The organism is Streptomyces mirabilis (assembly GCF_039503195.1).
Lineage (GTDB): Bacteria > Actinomycetota > Actinomycetes > Streptomycetales > Streptomycetaceae > Streptomyces > Streptomyces mirabilis_D.
In genome coordinates this window covers 5590211-5607432 of sequence record NZ_JBCJKP010000001.1, presented here as the reverse complement: position 1 = coordinate 5607432, position 17222 = coordinate 5590211, and the positions used below count along the sequence as shown (strand labels likewise).

At 69.2% G+C, this 17222-nt stretch carries 11 protein-coding genes, 1 tRNA gene and 4 pseudogenes; 8 read left to right on the top strand and 8 right to left on the bottom strand.

The genetic code is table 11. The annotated features are described in order from the left end of the window. Window positions 1-317: 317 nt before the first annotated feature. Window positions 318-644: pseudogene (locus tag AAFF41_RS25980) on the bottom strand (subtype B tannase); the annotation flags it as partial. Between the two features lie 65 nt (window positions 645-709). Between AAFF41_RS25980 and AAFF41_RS25975 the strand changes: the two are divergent. Beyond that, window positions 710-2044 (top strand): FG-GAP repeat domain-containing protein, encoded by a 1335-nt coding sequence (locus AAFF41_RS25975; protein WP_415925925.1) that lies wholly within the window; start codon window positions 710-712, stop codon window positions 2042-2044. A gap of 275 nt (window positions 2045-2319) precedes the next feature. Further along, window positions 2320-3336 carry a Yip1 family protein gene (locus AAFF41_RS25970; protein ID WP_343324700.1) on the top strand — a complete coding sequence of 339 codons (1017 nt, stop codon included), beginning with the start codon at window positions 2320-2322 and terminating at the stop codon, window positions 3334-3336. Between the two features lie 297 nt (window positions 3337-3633). On the opposite strand, the gene AAFF41_RS25965 is transcribed toward AAFF41_RS25970, so the two are convergent. Next, the gene (locus AAFF41_RS25965) at window positions 3634-4143 is read right to left on the bottom strand and encodes a phosphoribosyltransferase (protein ID WP_319750331.1); all 510 of its coding nucleotides are present in this window, start codon (window positions 4141-4143) and stop codon (window positions 3634-3636) included. 29 nt (window positions 4144-4172) lie between these two features. Next, a complete protein-coding gene (dcd, locus tag AAFF41_RS25960) occupies window positions 4173-4748 on the bottom strand; it encodes a dCTP deaminase (RefSeq protein ID WP_054231394.1) in 576 nt (191 codons plus the stop codon). 500 nt (window positions 4749-5248) lie between these two features. Between dcd and AAFF41_RS25955 the strand changes: the two genes are divergently transcribed. Then, a tRNA-Gly gene (locus AAFF41_RS25955) sits at window positions 5249-5322 on the top strand. Window positions 5323-5463: 141 nt separating this feature from the next. On the opposite strand, the pseudogene AAFF41_RS25950 reads toward AAFF41_RS25955, so the two are convergent. Continuing rightward, window positions 5464-5761 (bottom strand): annotated as a pseudogene (locus AAFF41_RS25950) (tyrosine-type recombinase/integrase); the annotation flags it as partial. Between AAFF41_RS25950 and AAFF41_RS25945 the strand changes: the two are divergent. Together AAFF41_RS25945 and AAFF41_RS25940 are read left to right on the top strand one after the other, a co-directional pair. Further along, window positions 5702-6118 (top strand): annotated as a pseudogene (locus tag AAFF41_RS25945) (replication initiator); the annotation flags it as partial. The pseudogenes AAFF41_RS25950 and AAFF41_RS25945 overlap by 60 nt on opposite strands. 116 nt (window positions 6119-6234) lie before the next feature. Beyond that, a complete protein-coding gene (locus tag AAFF41_RS25940; protein WP_319750216.1) occupies window positions 6235-6456 on the top strand; it encodes a hypothetical protein in 222 nt (73 codons plus the stop codon). 294 nt (window positions 6457-6750) lie between these two features. Here AAFF41_RS25940 and AAFF41_RS25935 read toward each other — a convergent pair whose 3' ends face one another. The 3 genes and pseudogenes from AAFF41_RS25935 to AAFF41_RS25925 form a co-directional block, all read right to left on the bottom strand. Next, entirely contained in the window at window positions 6751-7239 is a 489-nt protein-coding gene (locus AAFF41_RS25935) for a hypothetical protein (protein WP_343324699.1), read from the bottom strand. Between the two features lie 952 nt (window positions 7240-8191). After that, window positions 8192-8631: pseudogene (locus AAFF41_RS25930) on the bottom strand (replication initiator); the annotation flags it as partial. Between the two features lie 262 nt (window positions 8632-8893). Beyond that, complete coding sequence (locus AAFF41_RS25925; RefSeq protein ID WP_319750212.1) at window positions 8894-9646, bottom strand: SDR family oxidoreductase; 753 nt, start codon at window positions 9644-9646, stop codon at window positions 8894-8896. A 106-nt stretch (window positions 9647-9752) separates the two neighbouring features. Here AAFF41_RS25925 and AAFF41_RS25920 point away from each other — a divergent pair, with 106 nt between their 5' ends. Further along, complete coding sequence (locus tag AAFF41_RS25920; protein WP_343324698.1) at window positions 9753-9890, top strand: hypothetical protein; 138 nt, start codon at window positions 9753-9755, stop codon at window positions 9888-9890. A 122-nt stretch (window positions 9891-10012) separates the two neighbouring features. On the opposite strand, the gene AAFF41_RS25915 is transcribed toward AAFF41_RS25920, so the two are convergent. Further along, window positions 10013-11125: a PP2C family protein-serine/threonine phosphatase gene (locus AAFF41_RS25915; RefSeq protein WP_319750210.1), complete on the bottom strand. Its 1113-nt coding sequence runs from the start codon at window positions 11123-11125 to the stop codon at window positions 10013-10015. Window positions 11126-11840: 715 nt separating this feature from the next. On the opposite strand from AAFF41_RS25915, the gene AAFF41_RS25910 reads away from it, so the two are divergent. Next, the gene (locus AAFF41_RS25910) at window positions 11841-14897 is read left to right on the top strand and encodes an FG-GAP-like repeat-containing protein (protein ID WP_343324697.1); all 3057 of its coding nucleotides are present in this window, start codon (window positions 11841-11843) and stop codon (window positions 14895-14897) included. Window positions 14898-15076: 179 nt separating this feature from the next. Continuing rightward, on the top strand, window positions 15077-17215 hold the full coding sequence (locus tag AAFF41_RS25905; RefSeq protein WP_343324696.1) for a protein kinase domain-containing protein: 2139 nt from the start codon (window positions 15077-15079) through the stop codon (window positions 17213-17215). Window positions 17216-17222 lie beyond the last annotated feature (7 nt).

The window sequence follows — 17222 nt, the reverse complement described above, 5'->3', positions numbered from 1 at the left end:
CGCCGGTGGGCCAAGCTTCTCGCCCACCGGCGTCCGGCGTTTCCCCGCCCCCGGTGAGGTTGAAGGGGCGAAGCCCCTGGGGATGAGGAGGTCCCGCCCGCTCGAGCGAAGCCGAGGGCTAGGGGCAGGGTAGGGGCGGCGGGGGCGAGGATCCCTTTGGACGGCGCGACGCCGAGCCCGATGGCGTACGGGCTCGGCGTCGTGGTGGGACGGTGGTCGTGGTGGGACGGTGCTACGTCGCGGAGCGCCGCCGCTTCGAGTCGCCCGTCACCCTCGCGATCCACGTGAGGAAGTCACCCGGGTCGACGTTCGAACCGCCCCACGCCGGTGGCGTCCGCCACGGACGACGGCATGTAGCCGCCCACCGCGTCGGCGAAGACGATCGGAGCGTTCGTCGCGTCCACAGCCTTGCCGTCGATCTTGACGGGGACACTGACGTTCAGGCTCTGGTACTTCGCGTCCACCGGACTCGCGACGTACGTGATGGCCTTCCAGAAGTGGTACACCACCGTGTGATCGGTGCCGTCGGCGTCCCTGACGGTCGTCGTCAGCTCGGTGTAGGCGTCCTTGTCGAAGACCAGGGCTCTCCGAGGTGGCGACACCGCCCCGATACCGCTCCGATCGGGCTCCGATGTCGCTCCAATTCCGCTCCCGTCGAATCCGGCGCATCATGGCGAGGTTGTTGTCCGTGGGGCGGATGAGGTGAACGGTGGGCGAGCGAAAAGCCGGTGTACGGGCCGCGGCGGTCAGCTGTGTACTGCTGCTCGGGGGATGCGCCGGCACCGGGAACACCGGTTCCGCGCGACACGAACCCGTGACCGTCGCCAAGGCCCCCGCCCAACTCCCCGTCCCCCGCGGCAAGGGCGGCACGTCCGCCGACGACTTCAACGGCGACGGCCGTCGCGACCTGGTCCTCAACGACCTGGTCAAGAGCTCCGCCGACGCCCACGGCGACGACGCGGGCATCGGGATCGTCTACGGAACCGGAGCCGCGCATGGACTCGCGCCCGGCGCACGGCAGTTGCTCGACCCGGCGCGCCAAGCAGCCCGTACGAAGGGCCAGTCGCCCGCCGTCTTCGACGCGGAGGCGAGCTGCGACCTGGACGGGGACGGCTTCACCGATCTCGTCGTGTCGACGGACCCGCCGTACGACGGCCAGGGCCGGCCCCCCGTCCCCCTCCAGATCCTCTTCGGCTCCCCGGCCGGACTCACCGGCAAGGCGGTCAAGCTGGTCATCCCGGAGGGGGCCCGCGCCGGCGACGACTGGCCCGACCAGCCCGTGTGCGGCGACTTCGACGGCGACGGCGCCGAAGACCTGGTCGTGCACGCCTCGGACGGCCGACTCAGCTATCTGCGCGGCCCGTTCACCAGGAAGGGCGCCCCGCGCGCGGCGGGCAGGCCCCTCCCCTCACCCGGCACCGTGCCCACCGGCCCCGCCGTCGACGTGAACCGTGACGGCTACGACGACCTTCTCGTCCGTACGGCGGAAGGCCCCGCCACGTCCGCGCTCGTCCTCGGCGGCCCGGCCGGCCCCACCCGCACCGGCACCGCCCTGCCGAGCGGCATCGACGTCGCCCTCGGACGCTTCGGCAGGGGCCGCGCGCTCGACGCGGCGGTCGGCTCGATGGACGGAACGTATCTGCGCTACGACCTCCCCACCGCCGTACGCGACAGCATCAGCACCCCCGGGTCGGTGCTGGACGCCGGGGACTTCGACGGGGACGGCGTGAGCGAACTCGTCTCCAGCGGAGCGGAGTTGCGGATCCTGCGGGGTCGTACGTCCGGGCTGTCCGCGACGGGGATGGTGACCGTGCCGCCACCGGCCCGGGGCACCACCCGGGTCCTGGCCGTCGCCGACTTCACGGGGGACGGGCGGGCGGACCTGGTCGTACGGACGTACGACGGGGAGACGAAGGACACGGTCGCGGTGTACGCGGGCAGCGAGGAGGCGCTGGTGACGGCGAAGCCGACGGTCACGTTCTCCACGTCCGAGTTCCTTGGAATGGACTCCCGAACCACCAGCGACACCCACCTCAGGAATTGATCAAATTCACCTTCAACCCCTGCCCCCCCTTTCAAGGTCTTCTGTTCGCCGACCAGCCTCCGAACCCCGGGACAGCTCCCGGTGAACACGGGCGGTCCGCACCCGATGGAGCGGGAACGCCCGTCAGGCATCCCCGCATGCGGCAGGAGACCCCACGTGCACGAGGAGTACCGGCAAGGAGTGGCCTCGCCGACCGGGCCGCCTCCTCGCACGACTACTGGTCCTTCAACCGGGGCGTGCCCCGTAAGGGACACCCGTGCTCCTCCCCTTAGGGGATGTCACAGCTCGGACCCAAACCCCCCTCCGATGGCCCGCACCCCGCACGTCACAGTGCGGGACCAGGTACGTTCGATTACGTGGCTGGATTCAGGATCGGACGCGGCCGGGACGACCGAGCCCCGCAAGCGCGACCGCAACAACACCGACCGTCGTACGGACAGCAGGCTCCGCAGGGAGGCCAGCAGCCGTACGGCTACCCGCCCGCGCCCTCGCAGCAGCAGCCGTACGGGGGTCAGCAGTACGGCGGCGGGCGGCAGTACAGCGGCGGACAGCCGGGCTGGCCCCAGGCGAACGGTGGCGGAGCCGGCGGCCACGGCGAGCCCGAGTACTTCGGCGACGGTCACCCGCAGCAGGGCCCTGACCCGTACGCGGCGAACAGCCCTGGTCACACCCAGGCCTTCTCGGTCGGCGAGGACCCCTACACCCAGGGCGGGACCTACCGCGCCGGCCAGGCGGCGGCCCCGCCGATCGGCCCCCGTCTGCACTGGAAGGACCTGCTGAGGGGCATCGTCATGGCCCCCAACCAGACCTTCCTGCAGATGCGCGACTACACGATGTGGGCCCCGGCCCTGATCGTGACGTTCCTCTACGGCCTGCTGGCCGTCTTCGGCTTCGACGGCGCCCGCAAGGACGCCATAAACGCCACCCTCTCCAACGCCGTCCCGATCGTGCTGACGACGGCCGTGGCGATCGTCATCAGCACGTTCATCCTGGGCGTGGTCACCCACACCCTGGCCCGCCAGCTCGGCGGCGACGGGGCATGGCAGCCCACGGTCGGCCTCTCCATGCTGATCATGTCCATCACGGACACCCCGCGCCTGATCGTCGCCATGTTCTTCGGCGGCGACGCGTCCTTCGTGCAGCTCCTCGGCTGGGCGACCTGGGTCGCGGCGGGCGCCCTGCTGACCCTCATGGTCAGCAAGTCCCACGATCTCCCGTGGCCGAAGGCACTGGCCGCGTCGGCGATCCAGCTGATCGCGATCCTGTCGATCATCAAGCTGGGCACGTTCTAGCGAGGACGCGCGGTACACCGCGTACGTACGAGAGGGCCCCCGGCACTGAACCACTGCCGGGGGCCTTCTCCATGCCCTGGGGGACCGAGTCGCCGTTCGGGGACGGGCAGCGGCTGACGTATGCCTGCGGGGCCGCGCGGGGCGGTGTGGCTCGATCGTCGGGCGGTCCCGGCGGAGGCCTGAGGCCGCCGGTGAGCGGCTGCGGCGCCCGTGACCGTCACCTTCGACGCAGGCGCCGACCACCGATTCCCTGGTCAGGGGGCGTTCAGCCTGCGGAGACGGTTACGGAACCGCAGGTCAGAGGGCTTCCTTGTTCGCCTTGGGTGCCTCTCCCGACTTATGTACCGGAGGCAAGACACTCCAGGGGAAGTTGATCCAGTCGTCGGTCCGCTTCCACACGTACTCGCACTTCACCAGCGAGTGGGGCTTCTCATAGATCACGGCGCTGCGGACCTCGGCGACGGTGTCGACGCAGAAGTCGTGCACGAGCTTGAGCGTCTTGCCGGTGTCGGCGACGTCGTCGGTGATCAGGATCTTCTTGTCGGAGAAGTCGATGGCGTTCGGGACGGGAGCGAGCATGACGGGCATGTCGAGCGTCGTACCCACACCGGTGTAGAACTCGACGTTGACCAGGTGGATGTTCTTGCAGTCGAGGGCGTACGCCAGTCCACCCGCGACGAAGACACCCCCACGGGCGATGCTGAGCACTATGTCGGGCTGGTACCCGTCGTCGGCGATGGTCTGGGCGAGCTCACGGACCGCGACCCCGAACCGCTCGTAGGTGAGGTTCTCCCGCACGTCGGACACGCTCACGCCCGCGCTCTCCCCGCTCCCGCTCACACCTGGGTCCGATGGAAGTTGAGGAAGGACCGGGAGGCGGTCGGCCCGCGCTGGCCCTGGTAGCGGGAGCCGTACCGGTCGCTGCCGTACGGGAACTCGGCCGGCGAGCTCAACCGGAACATGCACAGCTGCCCGATCTTCATGCCCGGCCAGAGCTTGATCGGAAGCGTCGCGAGATTGGACAGCTCCAGGGTCACGTGCCCGGAGAAGCCGGGGTCGATGAACCCGGCGGTGGAGTGCGTCACGAGCCCCAGCCGCCCGAGCGAACTCTTGCCCTCCAGCCGCGAGGCAAGATCCACGGGAAGCGAGATCACCTCGTACGTGCTGGCGAGCACGAACTCCCCGGGGTGCAGGATGAACGGCTCGTCCCCCTCGGGCTCGACGAGCCGAGTCAGATCGGCCTGCTCGACGGAGGGGTCGATGTGTGGATAACGGTGATTCTCGAACACCCGGAAGTAGCGGTCGAGCCGCACGTCGATGCTCGAGGGCTGCACCATGGATTCGTCGTACGGGTCGATGCGCACCCGACCGGCGTCGATCTCGGCCCGGATGTCCTTGTCTGAGAGAAGCACGCCCCGAGGATACGCGGGGACTGTCGGCATTTCGCACGGTCCCCGCGCCCCAGGTCCTACCGCTGGTCCTACTGCTGAGTCCTACCGCTTCTCGAGCATGACCGGAACGACGCTCCGGAGCCGCGCACACCGCGGACACCGGACCAATCGACCGGGGCCGAGTCGCTCGGCCTGCTGCATCGGGAACGAAGCGGTGCTGAACACGTGCCCCTCGGCACAACGGACGACGGTGCGCTCCATCAAGTCCTCAGAGTCCCTTCCCCAAGAGCCGCGTCTGACTGACGACGAAAGCCACATTACGGGATGAAAGGGATGGTCCTCCAAGCGGCACTCCGGTCCCGCCCGGACCCTCTTCCACTCCTCCACCGTACGCCCCAACTCCGGCCCCCCGCACCCATGTCCACGCCCCGAAACGCGCACCGGCCCCTCGGCTTCAGCGCCAGGGACCGGCCATGAGGTAGAGTGAGCGAGCATTCGGCACCGGGAAACCGGCGTCTTACGCGGGTGTAGTTTAGTGGTAGAACATCAGCTTCCCAAGCTGAGAGTGCGAGTTCGATTCTCGTCACCCGCTCCATGCGAAACCCCCAGGTCGATGACCCGGGGGTTCTTTGTTGTCTAGACCTGTAGGCGGGGCGCGCACCACATCCGCACCATAAGGACTCGACCAGGTGCCGGTGGGCTTCTCTCTGTGGTGCGCAGGGTCGTCGTCGCGGTGCTTCGCACGCTCAGCACGAACCATGTCGTCGAGCCCTGCGGCTACGTCGCGCTGCCGCTCTTCGTCGGAGTGCTGATAGATCAGCGCGGCCTCCTCGGAGGACTGACCGGCTCGGACCATCGTGTCCTTGAGCGTGGCGCCCGAACGAGTCGAGAGCGTGTGTCCGGTGTGACGAAGGTCGTAGAAACGGAAAGCCGTCCGAGAGGCCCACGGCTGCACGGGCCCGGCGCCGCTTCCGGCCGAGACCGCGACGGGGACTCTCGACCGCCCGCTGACATTCCTCGCCGAACTCGCCCAGCTCGACATCACCGACCACGCGCGCCGACTGATCCGCACCGCCTGGACCCTCGGCGCACGCAAGGACCTGGAAGACCTCCGGCTCAGCGCCTGGGCCCACATGCTGGGCTTCCGCGGCCACTTCTCCACCAAATCCCGCCGCTACTCCACCACCCTCGGCGCTCTGCGCACCGCCCGCGCCGAATGGCGCCGCGCCCAAACCGTGACTGCCACAACGGCCACCAAGCCAGAGGCCGACACGACATACGTCCTCGCTCACTGGGCCTTCGCCGGAACCGGTTTGTCCTCCGCCGAAGCCTGGCTCGCCGCATCCCTCGAACCCGCCCCCGGAACGGAAGGAGAACCGACCCGTGGCTGAGCACTATCTCTCGGTCGACCAGGTCGCCGATTCGCTCGGCACGGCCGTCCGCTTTCGAAGCGGCGCCCATCTGGTGCGCTACGGTTCGTCGTCGACGGGCCTGGGAGGGGGCGGTCGTGGACATCGTGGAACTGATGGAGTGGTTGGCCGAGCGAGGATGCTCGGTGGTCTTCAAGGCTGATGGTGAGCGCGGACAGGGGCACCGTTGGATGGTGATCGTCTCCGGCGGCGCTCTGAGGGCGGAGGGGTTCTTCAGGACTGACCTGTCGTCCGCCGAGGCGTGCGTTGAAGCCACCCTCGAACACTTGGCGAGCCGGCAGATTTCACCCTTCACCTGAGCTTGGGAAGGTGGAGCGCTGCTTTGTAAGGGCGGCCGAAGTCGGCGGCGGAGTCTCCCAGGTCACTCCGGGTGTAGCAGTAGCCCAGCTGAACGGGGCATCGCGACTGCGGCGACCCGTCGTTGACCGTGGTTGACCGCACGATGTGGCACGGCTGTGGCACGTTCCGAACGACGGAGCGCTTAGAAGGCGCTGGGGCGGATCATCGGGGGACCGCCTCCTACCTGGCTGTCTTCGTCCGCCAAGCTCGAACCGGTGGATACTTCGACACGCATTCGACAGTCATCTGAGGGCCTACGTCGCCAGCGAATCCTGGCCTATCGCGATCAGAACCAGTGGGGCGTCCTTCTTCGGCAGCGCCACCTCATGGCTTCCATCAACCGTGGTCAGCTCGTAGAACGAAAGCTTGCCGTTCAGCGGGAGCTTCTTGTCGAGCTGCTTGAGCGTGAACGGACCGTTGAGGACCGTCTCCTGGCCGGTACGGCGCTCCCGCCACATCAGCGGCTGCCCTTGGGCAACGAACAGGGTGCCTATCTTGAGGTGCTGTATCTGTCGGCCCTTGCCGATGTTCAACAGAACTGTTCGGCCGATGGTTTTACTGAGCGCGGCCACTTCGAAAACTTGGCCTTGGAGCAGATCAGCGGCGTCCTGTTCGGGAGTACGACGCCTGATGAAGGTCAGGGTGAGAAGCACATCGGTGACGTTTTGCGTACCGGCGGCACGCCGGGCAGCTCTCGGGGCGGTCATGGCGATGATCTTGACAGCCAGGGCATAGGCCCGCAAGGACCCAGTGGAGCTCACCACGGGCGATACACGCAGAGCTTGGGAAGACTCCTCAACGCCCGAGGCTGACCTGCGGAACATCCCCGACCTGCATGGGTGTGCCAAGCCCGCGAGGCTCCACCCATCGAATGAGGACGGCACCTCGCCCGGTACTGCGGCTTTGAGAGGTCTGGCCTCATCCTTATCAGGTCGATCACGGCGCCTTCCGAAGCCTGCGTTTCGCCGATAGAGCGACTCGACGCCGGCCGCTGAAGTGCGTCGGAATCCGGCTGTGTTCCCGGCTGTTGGTGTCAGCCGCTGGTGTCGGACATCGGTGGCCCACTTGACGGTTGTCCTGGCCCGGGAGCACAGGCGCCGCTCAATTTGCGTCGCCAGCATGACGAGCCTTGGCGAACACTCCAGCCTGGAGCTGAAGCACCGCACCGAGCACGATGATCCCCAGGGCAACGGTGGAAACAACCATCCCCGCTCCGGAAGAGAAGTCGAGAAGTCTAGCTCCGCCGTCCAGGACGAAGCCGCCACCCATCGCCATCCGACCCCAACCAGCCCTAGGCGACCGCGCGTACTCTGCGATTCCCCGGCTGCCGGTCAAGGTCAACACGCCCAGGACTACGACAAAGCAGCCGGAACCCAACATGATCCATGCAGACATGGCACCCCTCCGCGGGAAGGCTATTGCACGGACAGGGCCTGCAGCCTTGCGGTGCGGCAAAACACCGGTACAGGGCGTGCCAAGCCGCACCCGCTTCCCTCCTCGACCCACCGTCCACCCCAGCTCCCATCCCGTCCGCCGTCGACCCACACACCGTGGAGCGGGCGTGGTTCATGGCGTCCAGGTGGAGCGCCCCACTGTACGAACGACCTGGACGCCATGGGCCGCGTCTGCTCGGCTTGCCTGGGTCGATGGCGGACGGGATGGGAGCACCCCGCACACGCCACTACGGCCCCGCAGGGTGTCCGGGTTGAGCGGAGTGCCGAGCTCGGCGTCGTCCTGGTCGTGGAGGACGCCGCAGCGGCAGCGGCGGACCGAACCGGCCAGGCCGGAGGGGCGGTTGTGGACGGGGCCGAAGCTGGGTGCGGTGAAGGTGGCGAAGACGCGGGGGTGTGCGGCGACGCGTTCCGGGATGCCCTTGCCGCCGCGCAGGCCGGAGGTGATCAGGTGGAAGGTGTCGCGGCGGTAGACCTCGGCGCAGGCCGGGCAGCGGGTGGTGCGGCGGTTGTTGCAGCGGCCAGGAGGTGGCCGGCCGGGAGGCTGGAGGAGTCGAGGCGGTGGAGGACGTTGCCGATCTCGCCGGTGCGGGTGTCGACGTCGTACTCGGTGCGGTGGCCGTCGAGGCGGATCGGGTGGGTGCAGCAGCGGAGTCCGGAGAGCCGGCGGAGGATACCGGGCAGGGTGCCGTGCTGGGCGAGCTTGGCGAGTTCGGGCAGTGGGGGCGGGGTGGGGCGGGTGAAGATGGCGTTCTCCTTCTGGCTGGCTTGCTGGCAGGAGGGATGAGCCCCGGGGCGGTGGATGCTTGGCCGTGTCGAACCGCCCCGGGGCATCAGGCGGCCGGAGTGACGGCGGCGGAGCGGTAGGCCCAGCTGTCCTTCAGGCTCTGCCGCCTTACCACCAGCCGACAATCGCAGCAGCGCAGGGTGCTGGGCCGGGGTGACGCTATTGCTGCTTTACGAGCCACTCGTCGAAGGTGGTTGGCGCGATGCGGGCGCCCTCGCCGGGCAGGAGTACGTCACCGGCCCACTCCAGGCCGAGCAGCGATGACCACGTCGGCACGAGCTTGACCGCGTGTCCGCGCGCGTCGTTGGTGCGCCGGGCCATGTCCACCAGGTCCTGGGTCTCCGGGCCGGCGACGTCGCGGTAACGCCCCTGTGGTGCACCCATGGCGATCTCGGTGAGGATGTCGGCCACGTCCGCGGGCGCGATCGGCTGGACAAGCAGCGGTGCGATCGCGGCGACGCCGTCCTGCTCGGTCCAGCTCGTCAACGTCGCAGCGAAGTCGTGGAACTGCGTGGCAGGAACGATCGTCCACGGCACCGGGCCTTCGGTCACAAGGCGCTCCTGCTCGCGCTTGCCGGAGTAGTGCGCGTTGCCTTCAATACGATGGACGCCGACGATCGAGAGCAGCACGTGGTGACGGACACCGGCCCGTTCCTCGGCGGCGAGCAGGTTCCGGGTCGTGGTGCCGAAGTACACCACCGCGTCGTCCCGATCGGCCCCTGTGTAGCTCGTGGCGTCGATGACCGCCTCGACGCCGGTCAGGGCGGCGTCGAGGCCGTCGCCGGTGGTCAGGTCCACGCCGAGTGAGCGGCTGATGCGCACGACGTGGTGTCCGGCACGTTCCAGGGCGGCGACGGTGAGAGCCCCGATGTTCCCGGTCGCTCCGGCAACGGCGATTCGGACGGTCTGCATGGTGATCTCTCCTCTGTCTCTCATGATGCCACCCACCCAACTCGGACTAAACGGGTCCGCAATGTCTGAGATAGATCGGGATTATGAAGCTGCCTGTGAGTACGGAATGGCTGTTGCACTAGCACTGCCCGCCGAGATGGCCCAAGCCCACGAAGCGTGGCGGAACAACCTCGCCGCGACCTCGCTCGCCGAGATCATCGCCGCATTGCCCCATCAGCCCCGGCCCGCACTCGCCTGCGCCTGACCGGAACGCCGTAGCGCAACCGCCGCTGCGTGCAACGCCCCGGACGTCGCGCGGACCCTCGTTCTCCCCCGCAAGACCCAGAAGAACTGATGCTCTAGCTGGGCGGAAGTGGCAGGCTGGGTTCATAGGCGCACGATGACCAGGGCGGTGTCGTCGGTGGCGCCACCGGGTGGGAGTAGGTCGTTGAGCACGGCGTCGGCGAGGGCTTCGGGGTCGTCTGTCCGGTGGCGGGCCAGGGAGTCGGCGAGCCGCGCGAGGCCGGTGTCGATGTCTTCGCCGCGGCGTTCGATCAGGCCGTCGGTGTAGAGCGTTAGAGCGGCGCCCTCGCGGAAGGCCGCGACAGCCTGGATCCGGCGGGCATGTTGAGGACGGGCGCCGAGTGGGGGGTCGGTGGCCTGGTCGAGGAACTCGACGGCCCCGTCCCCTTGCAGGAGGACCGGTGGGGGGTGGCCGGCGCTGCTGTAGGTGATGGTGTGGGTGTCCCAGTCGATGAATGTCGTGGCCACTGTGGTGTTTTCGGCACCGTTGACGGAGCGGGCGTATAGCCCGAGGACTTCCAGGGCCCGGGCGGGGCCGTCGACGGCGCGGGAGGCGGCGCTCAGCGCGCTGCGCAGTTGTCCCATGACGCCGGCCGCGTACAGGCCGTGGCCTACAACGTCGCCGACGGCGACCGCGATGCGGCCGCCGGGCAGGTCGACCAGGTCGTACCAGTCGCCAGCCACGTTCAGTGCTTCGGCAGCGGGCCGGTAACGTACGGCCGCCGGGTGGCGACCGACCGGGCGGGGAGCGGGCAGCATGGCTTCTTGCAAGGTCAGCGCGACTTCACGGGCGCGGATGAGTTCAGTGACGTCCTCCACCCGGTGCAGCAGCAGTGCCACCCGCCCGTCAGAGCCGAGGACGGGGGTGTTGGTCAGGTTCACGTACCGCTCGTGACGTACCCCAGGCTGGTCGGGGTCCTTCATGTAGTAGCGCTGCAGCGCTACGGTGTCGCGCTCACCGGAGTCCGCAACCCGGCGTAGTGACGCCACATTTTTGAGCAGGAGGGGCAGTACGAGGGGCTCGTTCTCGGGGAAGTCGTCGGGCAGGTACCGGCCGACCAGTTGCTCACGGGTGCGGCCCATGATGCGCAGGAACTCCGCGTTGACGTCCACGAAGATCAGCTGCGGCGTCAGCAGCGCCACCGCCCCGGAAAGGGCCTGGAACACCGCCGTGTAGTCGACCTCCGGTTCCGCCATGATTATCCTGCCTCCCTGCTACCGGCTGCCCGTCTTTTCACGATACGGGGGGAATGGGACAGCTCGCGCCGTGACGTCGCAGGCCTAGTGAGCTGGTCCGGAGATGCGTGAGCAGCGCACCACCAGCGCACCAGATCCAGCGGGGAACAGCGGGGAACCACGGTGAACGCAGCCGAACCCAACGAGGCCACTGCTCGGCTTTTCGCCCAGGTCAGCGCGAACAGGCCGCACATGCTCGCAGCTTCCCAAGCTGAGAGTGCGAGTTCGATTCTCGTCACCCGCTCCAGAATTTGCCTCCAGGTCAACGGCCTGGGGGTGGTTTGTCGTCTAGTCCAATTCGGGGGGAGCCGAGGATGCGCAGCCGGTCATGAGCGGGGGAGCCGGGCGCGGTACCTCCAGCACGTCGCGGATCGTGGCCCAGCGCACCGTCGCCGACACCGCGCGATGTGACGGACCCGCGCAGGTGCCAACGCGCCGCCGATCACCGTCCGCACCACCCGAGGGGAGATCCACCGAGGTTCGGCTCGCCTGCACGAGCCGCCCCCGCACAGGCCACTCCCCACCCTGAAGGTCATGCACAGGTAAAATGCTAGGATCCGGCCACTTGCCTGGGGGGCGTCGGAACGTCAACTGTGCCGCGGGTCCATGACCTGCGGCTCAACGGCGCGCGCAAGTCTCTCCAAGCCTTCGCCTACCGTCCTTGGAGAGGTTCTGAATGGGCAGACGTGCGCTCGTACGAGGCGCCACCGCCGCAACCGTTTCCTTCACACTGGCTCTCGGCCTCGGCTCGCTGACCGTCGGCATCGCGCACGGTGGAACGGTCACCGGAGAGGTGGTCGTACCGGCCGCCACGGACATGGTTCCCCGGACGGGTCTGCTGAGCGCGGGGCCCTCGGGGTTCCTCCGGTACGAGGAGGGGCGGGGCCAGCTCTGGACGACGTACGACGGTGTCGACACGGTCGTCGACGCATCGGGCACGGACGTGTACGGCGTCACGAGTGCCGGCGCCGGCTCGGACGTCGTCGCCCGCTACGACACCTCCGCCGGGACCGTGACGCTGCGAAACATGACGTCCGGCCAGATCAGTACGGTCGCACTGCCCGACGGACACTTCTACTTCAGCACCCTCGGGTCGACGGTCGTCACGACCGCGGGAACCCCTGGCGCCGACAGCACGTGGCATCTGCTGGACGCCCGGGCCGACGGCTCCGTCTCCGACCGCACGGTGCAAGGCGTCCCCTCCGGCGTCCATCTGCAGTCCGCCGCCGGGCTGGGCGACGCGCACGGACAGGTCGTGCAGTACCGCAAGGGCGACGACATGGTCACCGGGTGGCTCGACGTGGAGCAGGGGCGCTTCACCGCCCTGCCGTACACCGTGCAGTCCTGGAACTACCTGGTCGCGCTCAGCCCCACCCACCTGGTCTGGTACTACGACGGCACTCTGCACGTCGCCTCCCGTCAGGACCCGGCCGCCGCCGTGCGGACCGTGCGGGTCGGCGAGATCTCGCAGGTGCTGGGCCTCGTCGGCGACCACGTCATCGTGTCCCGGTACGACTCCTCCCTGGGCCAGAACGACACCTACCGCGCGGTCTCGCGGGTCGAGGCCGTCCCCCTCGACGGCTCCGCGCCGCGCACGCTGCTGGCCAGGACGTCACGGCAGGCCGTGCCGACTCCGGACGGCGGGCTCCTGGTCGCGGGCGGCGCCGACACGGACCACTGGGGCGTCTCCCTCGTCGAGGCGGCCGAGGACGGCGGGGTCACCGTACGGAGGATCGCGAACGCCTACCCGCGGCAGGCCGCCCACACGGTCTCCCAACTGACCCTTGCCCAGGGGCGGTTGACCACCGTGGAGACCGACCCCGTGGGCGACTGGTCGTATCTCCACACCCGTGAGACCGGCGTGGCCGACTCCCCCACGGCGGGGGCACGCACCACCCGCGGCCGTATCGTGCTGGAGAACTACTCGGGAAGCCGCCCACGTCTCCTCGACACCGGCGACGGCCGGACGGTCGTCGCCGGCCACGGCACGAGCGCCGCCCAGCAGCCCCAGCTCCTCGGGGCCGACCGGTCGCTGCCCGGCACCCGGATCGACGGCTCCCGCAGCTACCAGACCGCGACCGCCGCGGGCGGCCGTTTCGCCGCCCTGACCAGGCCGTACGACAGCAACGGCGTGGCGGAGACCCGGGTCGTCGACCTCGACTCCGGGCGCACGGTGTTCACGACGACGGACAGCGTGCGGGCGATCTGGGGCACCACCGTGTGGGTGATGTCCGGCAACGACACCGTGGTCCCGTACGACCTGCTGACCGGGAAGCAGGGCGAGCCGGTGTGGTTCGGGCGCGGCTGCCTGCTGAACGACTTCCAGGCGGTCGGCCGGTGGCTGCTGTGGAACTGCGTGCTCAACTCGGAGGGACAGGGCGTCTACGACACCGTCACCCAGCGGAATCTGACGCTCGTGTCGGGCTCAGGCTGGGAGCAGGCGCAGCTCGGCGACGGCTTCGTCGCGACGGTCGAGGCCGGGCAGCTCAAGGTGATCGACGTCCGCGGCGGGACGCCCCTGTCGCACACCGCCGGGAAGTTCGAGGGGAACGCCTGGGACGTCGACCCGTACACCGGCGTGATCGCCCAGCTCCGCTCCGACCACACCATCCGTCTGACCTCCAGTGAGGTCCCCGTCTCCGCCCTGGTCCAGCGCGACGCCACCGTCGCCGCCTCGGTGGACGTCAGGGGCGGCGCCGCGCCGTGGAGCCCGAAGTGGTGGCTGAACAAGCCCGCGGCCTCCTGGAAACTCGTGATCGGCGACAAGGCCACCGGTGCGGCCGTCCGCACCCTCTCCGGCGGTCTGTCGCGCGGTGTGGTGAGTCCGGCGTGGAACGGCAAGGACGGCTCCGGCCGGCTGGTGCCCAACGGCGCCTACACCTGGACGCTGACCGTCACCCCCGCGGACGGGCAGGGCGCGGCGCTGACGAGGACGGGCACGGTCAAGGTCACCGGGGCCGCCGCGGTCCGCCGCGACTTCGTCGGGTCGGACGGCTTCGGCGAGCTGGTGACGCTGAACGGCTCCGGTGGGCTGACGTACCAGTACGGGACGGGCAAGGGCACCTTCACCGGGAAGCTGACCGGGAGCGGCTGGGCGACATCGATCAAGGCCGTGCCCTTCGGCGACCTGAGCGGTGACCGCTGCAACGACGTGCTCGTCCGGTTCAGCAGCGGTGCGTTGCGCGCCTACCGGCCCGCGTGCGGGGCGGCGGTGACGCCTTCCACCGCGTACACCTCGCTGGGCGGTGGCTGGCAGCAGTACGACGTGCTGACCGCACCCGGTGACGTCAGTGGTGACGGCCGACCGGACCTGATCGCCCGCAACACCGCCACCGGCACCGTCTACCTGTACAAGGGCACCAGCGCCGGGAATCTCTCCGCCCGCGTCAAGCTCTACGACGACTGGAAGACGTACAAGAAGATCGTGGGCGCCGGTGATCTGAACGGCGACGGCATCGGTGATCTCCTCGCGCAGGACAAGGCGAACAACCTGTACCGCTACGACGGCACCGGCAAGGGCACTTTCAAGGCCCGCGTGAAGCTGTTCGGCAACTGGGGCGGCTCGTACAGCGCGATCGTCGGCGTCGGGGACATCACGGGTGACGGCAAAGCGGACATCGTCTCCCGCGACACCTCCGGCGCCGTCTGGCGCAACAACGGCAACGGCAAGGGCTCCTTCGGCGGTCGTACGAAGATCGCCACCGGCTGGCAGGGGTACAAGGGCTTGTTCTGAGCCGCCTTCGAGAGGCGACGGGAAACGGTCGGGACGCAAGGCGGCGCGTTCGGATGACCCGTCGCGCGGCTCAGGGGCACAGGGGCACCGGTGCGTGACAGGCGCGGCTCCGTGTCCGGGGCGGCAGGCCCTACTCTGATCCCCGTGAGGCAGGCAGGCGCTGGGAAGGATGATCGGCGATGACGCCCCTGAGCACCGGGGACCCGAAGTCCATAGGCGGGTACACCCTTCTCGGTCGGCTCGGGGCGGGCGGCATGGGGGTCGTCTATCTGGGAGTCTCCGCCTCGGGACGGCAGGTCGCGGTCAAGCTCGTGCACGGGCCGTACGCCCAGGAGGAGGAGTTCCGGACGCGCTTCCGGCAGGAGATCGAGGCAGCGCGCAGAGTGAGCGGCGCCTTCACCGCACCTGTCGTGGACGCCGACCCGGACGCCGACCGGCCGTGGATGGCGACGCTCTACGTGCCGGGGCTCAACCTTGCCGAAGTCGTGGAGAAGGACGGCCCGTTGAGCCAGCGGGAACTGCGCGCGCTGGGGCTGGGGCTCACCGAGGCGCTGCGCGACATCCAGCGGGCGGGCCTGGTGCACCGGGACCTCAAACCGCGCAACGTCCTGATGACCGAGGACGGGCCGCGCGTCATCGACTTCGGCATATCGCGCGCTTCCGACCACCAGAGCCTCACCACGACCGGGCGGATGATCGGCACTCCGCCCTTCATGTCGCCGGAACAACTGGCCTCTCCCCGGGACGTCACCCCGGCCTCGGACGTGTTCTCGCTGGGGTCGCTGCTGGTGTTCGCGGCCGTCGGCACAGGCCCGTTCGACGCCGACAGCCCGTATATAACCGGCTATCAGGTGGTGCACGGGACCCCGGACCTCGGCGGCGTGCCCGAAGCGCTCCTGGGCATTGTCGAGCGCTGCCTGGACAAGGACCCGGCCGCGCGGCCGGAACTGACGGACATACACCGCATGCTCCAGGCGCTGCCGGAGTCCGACGCCACCGGGTCCCCGAAGACCGGGCAGTCCGCGAAGCCCGGGCGCCGCCCCACTTCTCGGAGCGCGGCCACCACCCCCGCGGGCACCCCGTCCGGCATCGGTACCGGCAAGCGACGCCGAGCCCGGATGCTCCTCACCGGCCTCGGTGCGGTGCTGGCCGTCACGGCGCTGTGTGTCGGGGTGGGTGTCTACGTGTCCGATTCGGACACCGCCACCGCCACGGCCGGCGCCCATGCCGCGTCACTGCCCGACGGTTGGCGGCCGTGGCAGACGAAGCTGCGGTACGACGTGAAGGGTGTCCCTCTCGACTACGACAGCCCTGGATGCGTGGCGAAGGGAAGCGCCCTGTTCTGTGGCGGTACGGGTTTCACGGCCGCCAGGATCGACGCGGCCTCCGGCCGCGCCCTGTGGCGGACCGGCACCCGCCCTCAGGGGGCACAGCCGATCGGCGTTCGCGACGGGCTGGTCTACATGTACGAGGAACCGGACGACAGGACCAGGCGCATGGTGGCTCTCGACGCCGGTACCGGGCACCGGCGGTGGCAACGCGACATCAACCCGTCCGAGGAGGCGGTCCTGTACGACGGCGGGCTGCTGACCCTGTCTCCCGACTACGCGTCGTTCGTGGCTTACGGGCCTTCCGGCAAGGAACTGTGGCGGGCGCCCTCGCTGGAGGAGTACTGCACTCCGTCGGCGCTGGGAGGCGTCCCCTACGCCCTGTGCTCGAAGGGCAACGAGCCCGGCCAGGCCCCGGTCGAGCTGATGAAGCTCGGACCCGGCAGCCTGACCGAAACGGCCACACTGCCCAAGAAGGCGGAAGCGCTCGGCGCCGTCGGCGGGCAGCCCCTGTTCCTCGCCCCCCAGACCGCGAAGGACGTGTACGAAGCCGGGTACGAACGGCCGTACAACGCGCTGCTGCGGGTGGCCGCGGAAACCGGGCAGGTCAGACGGATACCGCTGGCACATCCGCTGACCGGCGCGGCCACCCTTGTGGACGGCGTCGTCTACTTCGTCCGGTCCGACGGGTCGGTCACCGCGGTGTCGGCGGACAGCGGCAAACAACTCTGGCAGAAGATGACGGACGTGGAGAGTCTGTCCGCGCCCGCGATGTCGGCGACGTACAACCGGGTCTATTTCTCCAACCGCTTCGGCCGTCTGCTGGCACTGGACAGCCGCACCGGAGCGGAGGTCTGGCGCACCTCCGCACTGGACGACCCCGGGGACAAAGTGCAGAGCTACCCGCCGCGAGTGCTGCTCGTCAAGGACGCGATCGTGGCGACGGCCGGCGACACGGCCTTCTCCCGGAGCCCCGACGGGCCCACCTGACCGGCCG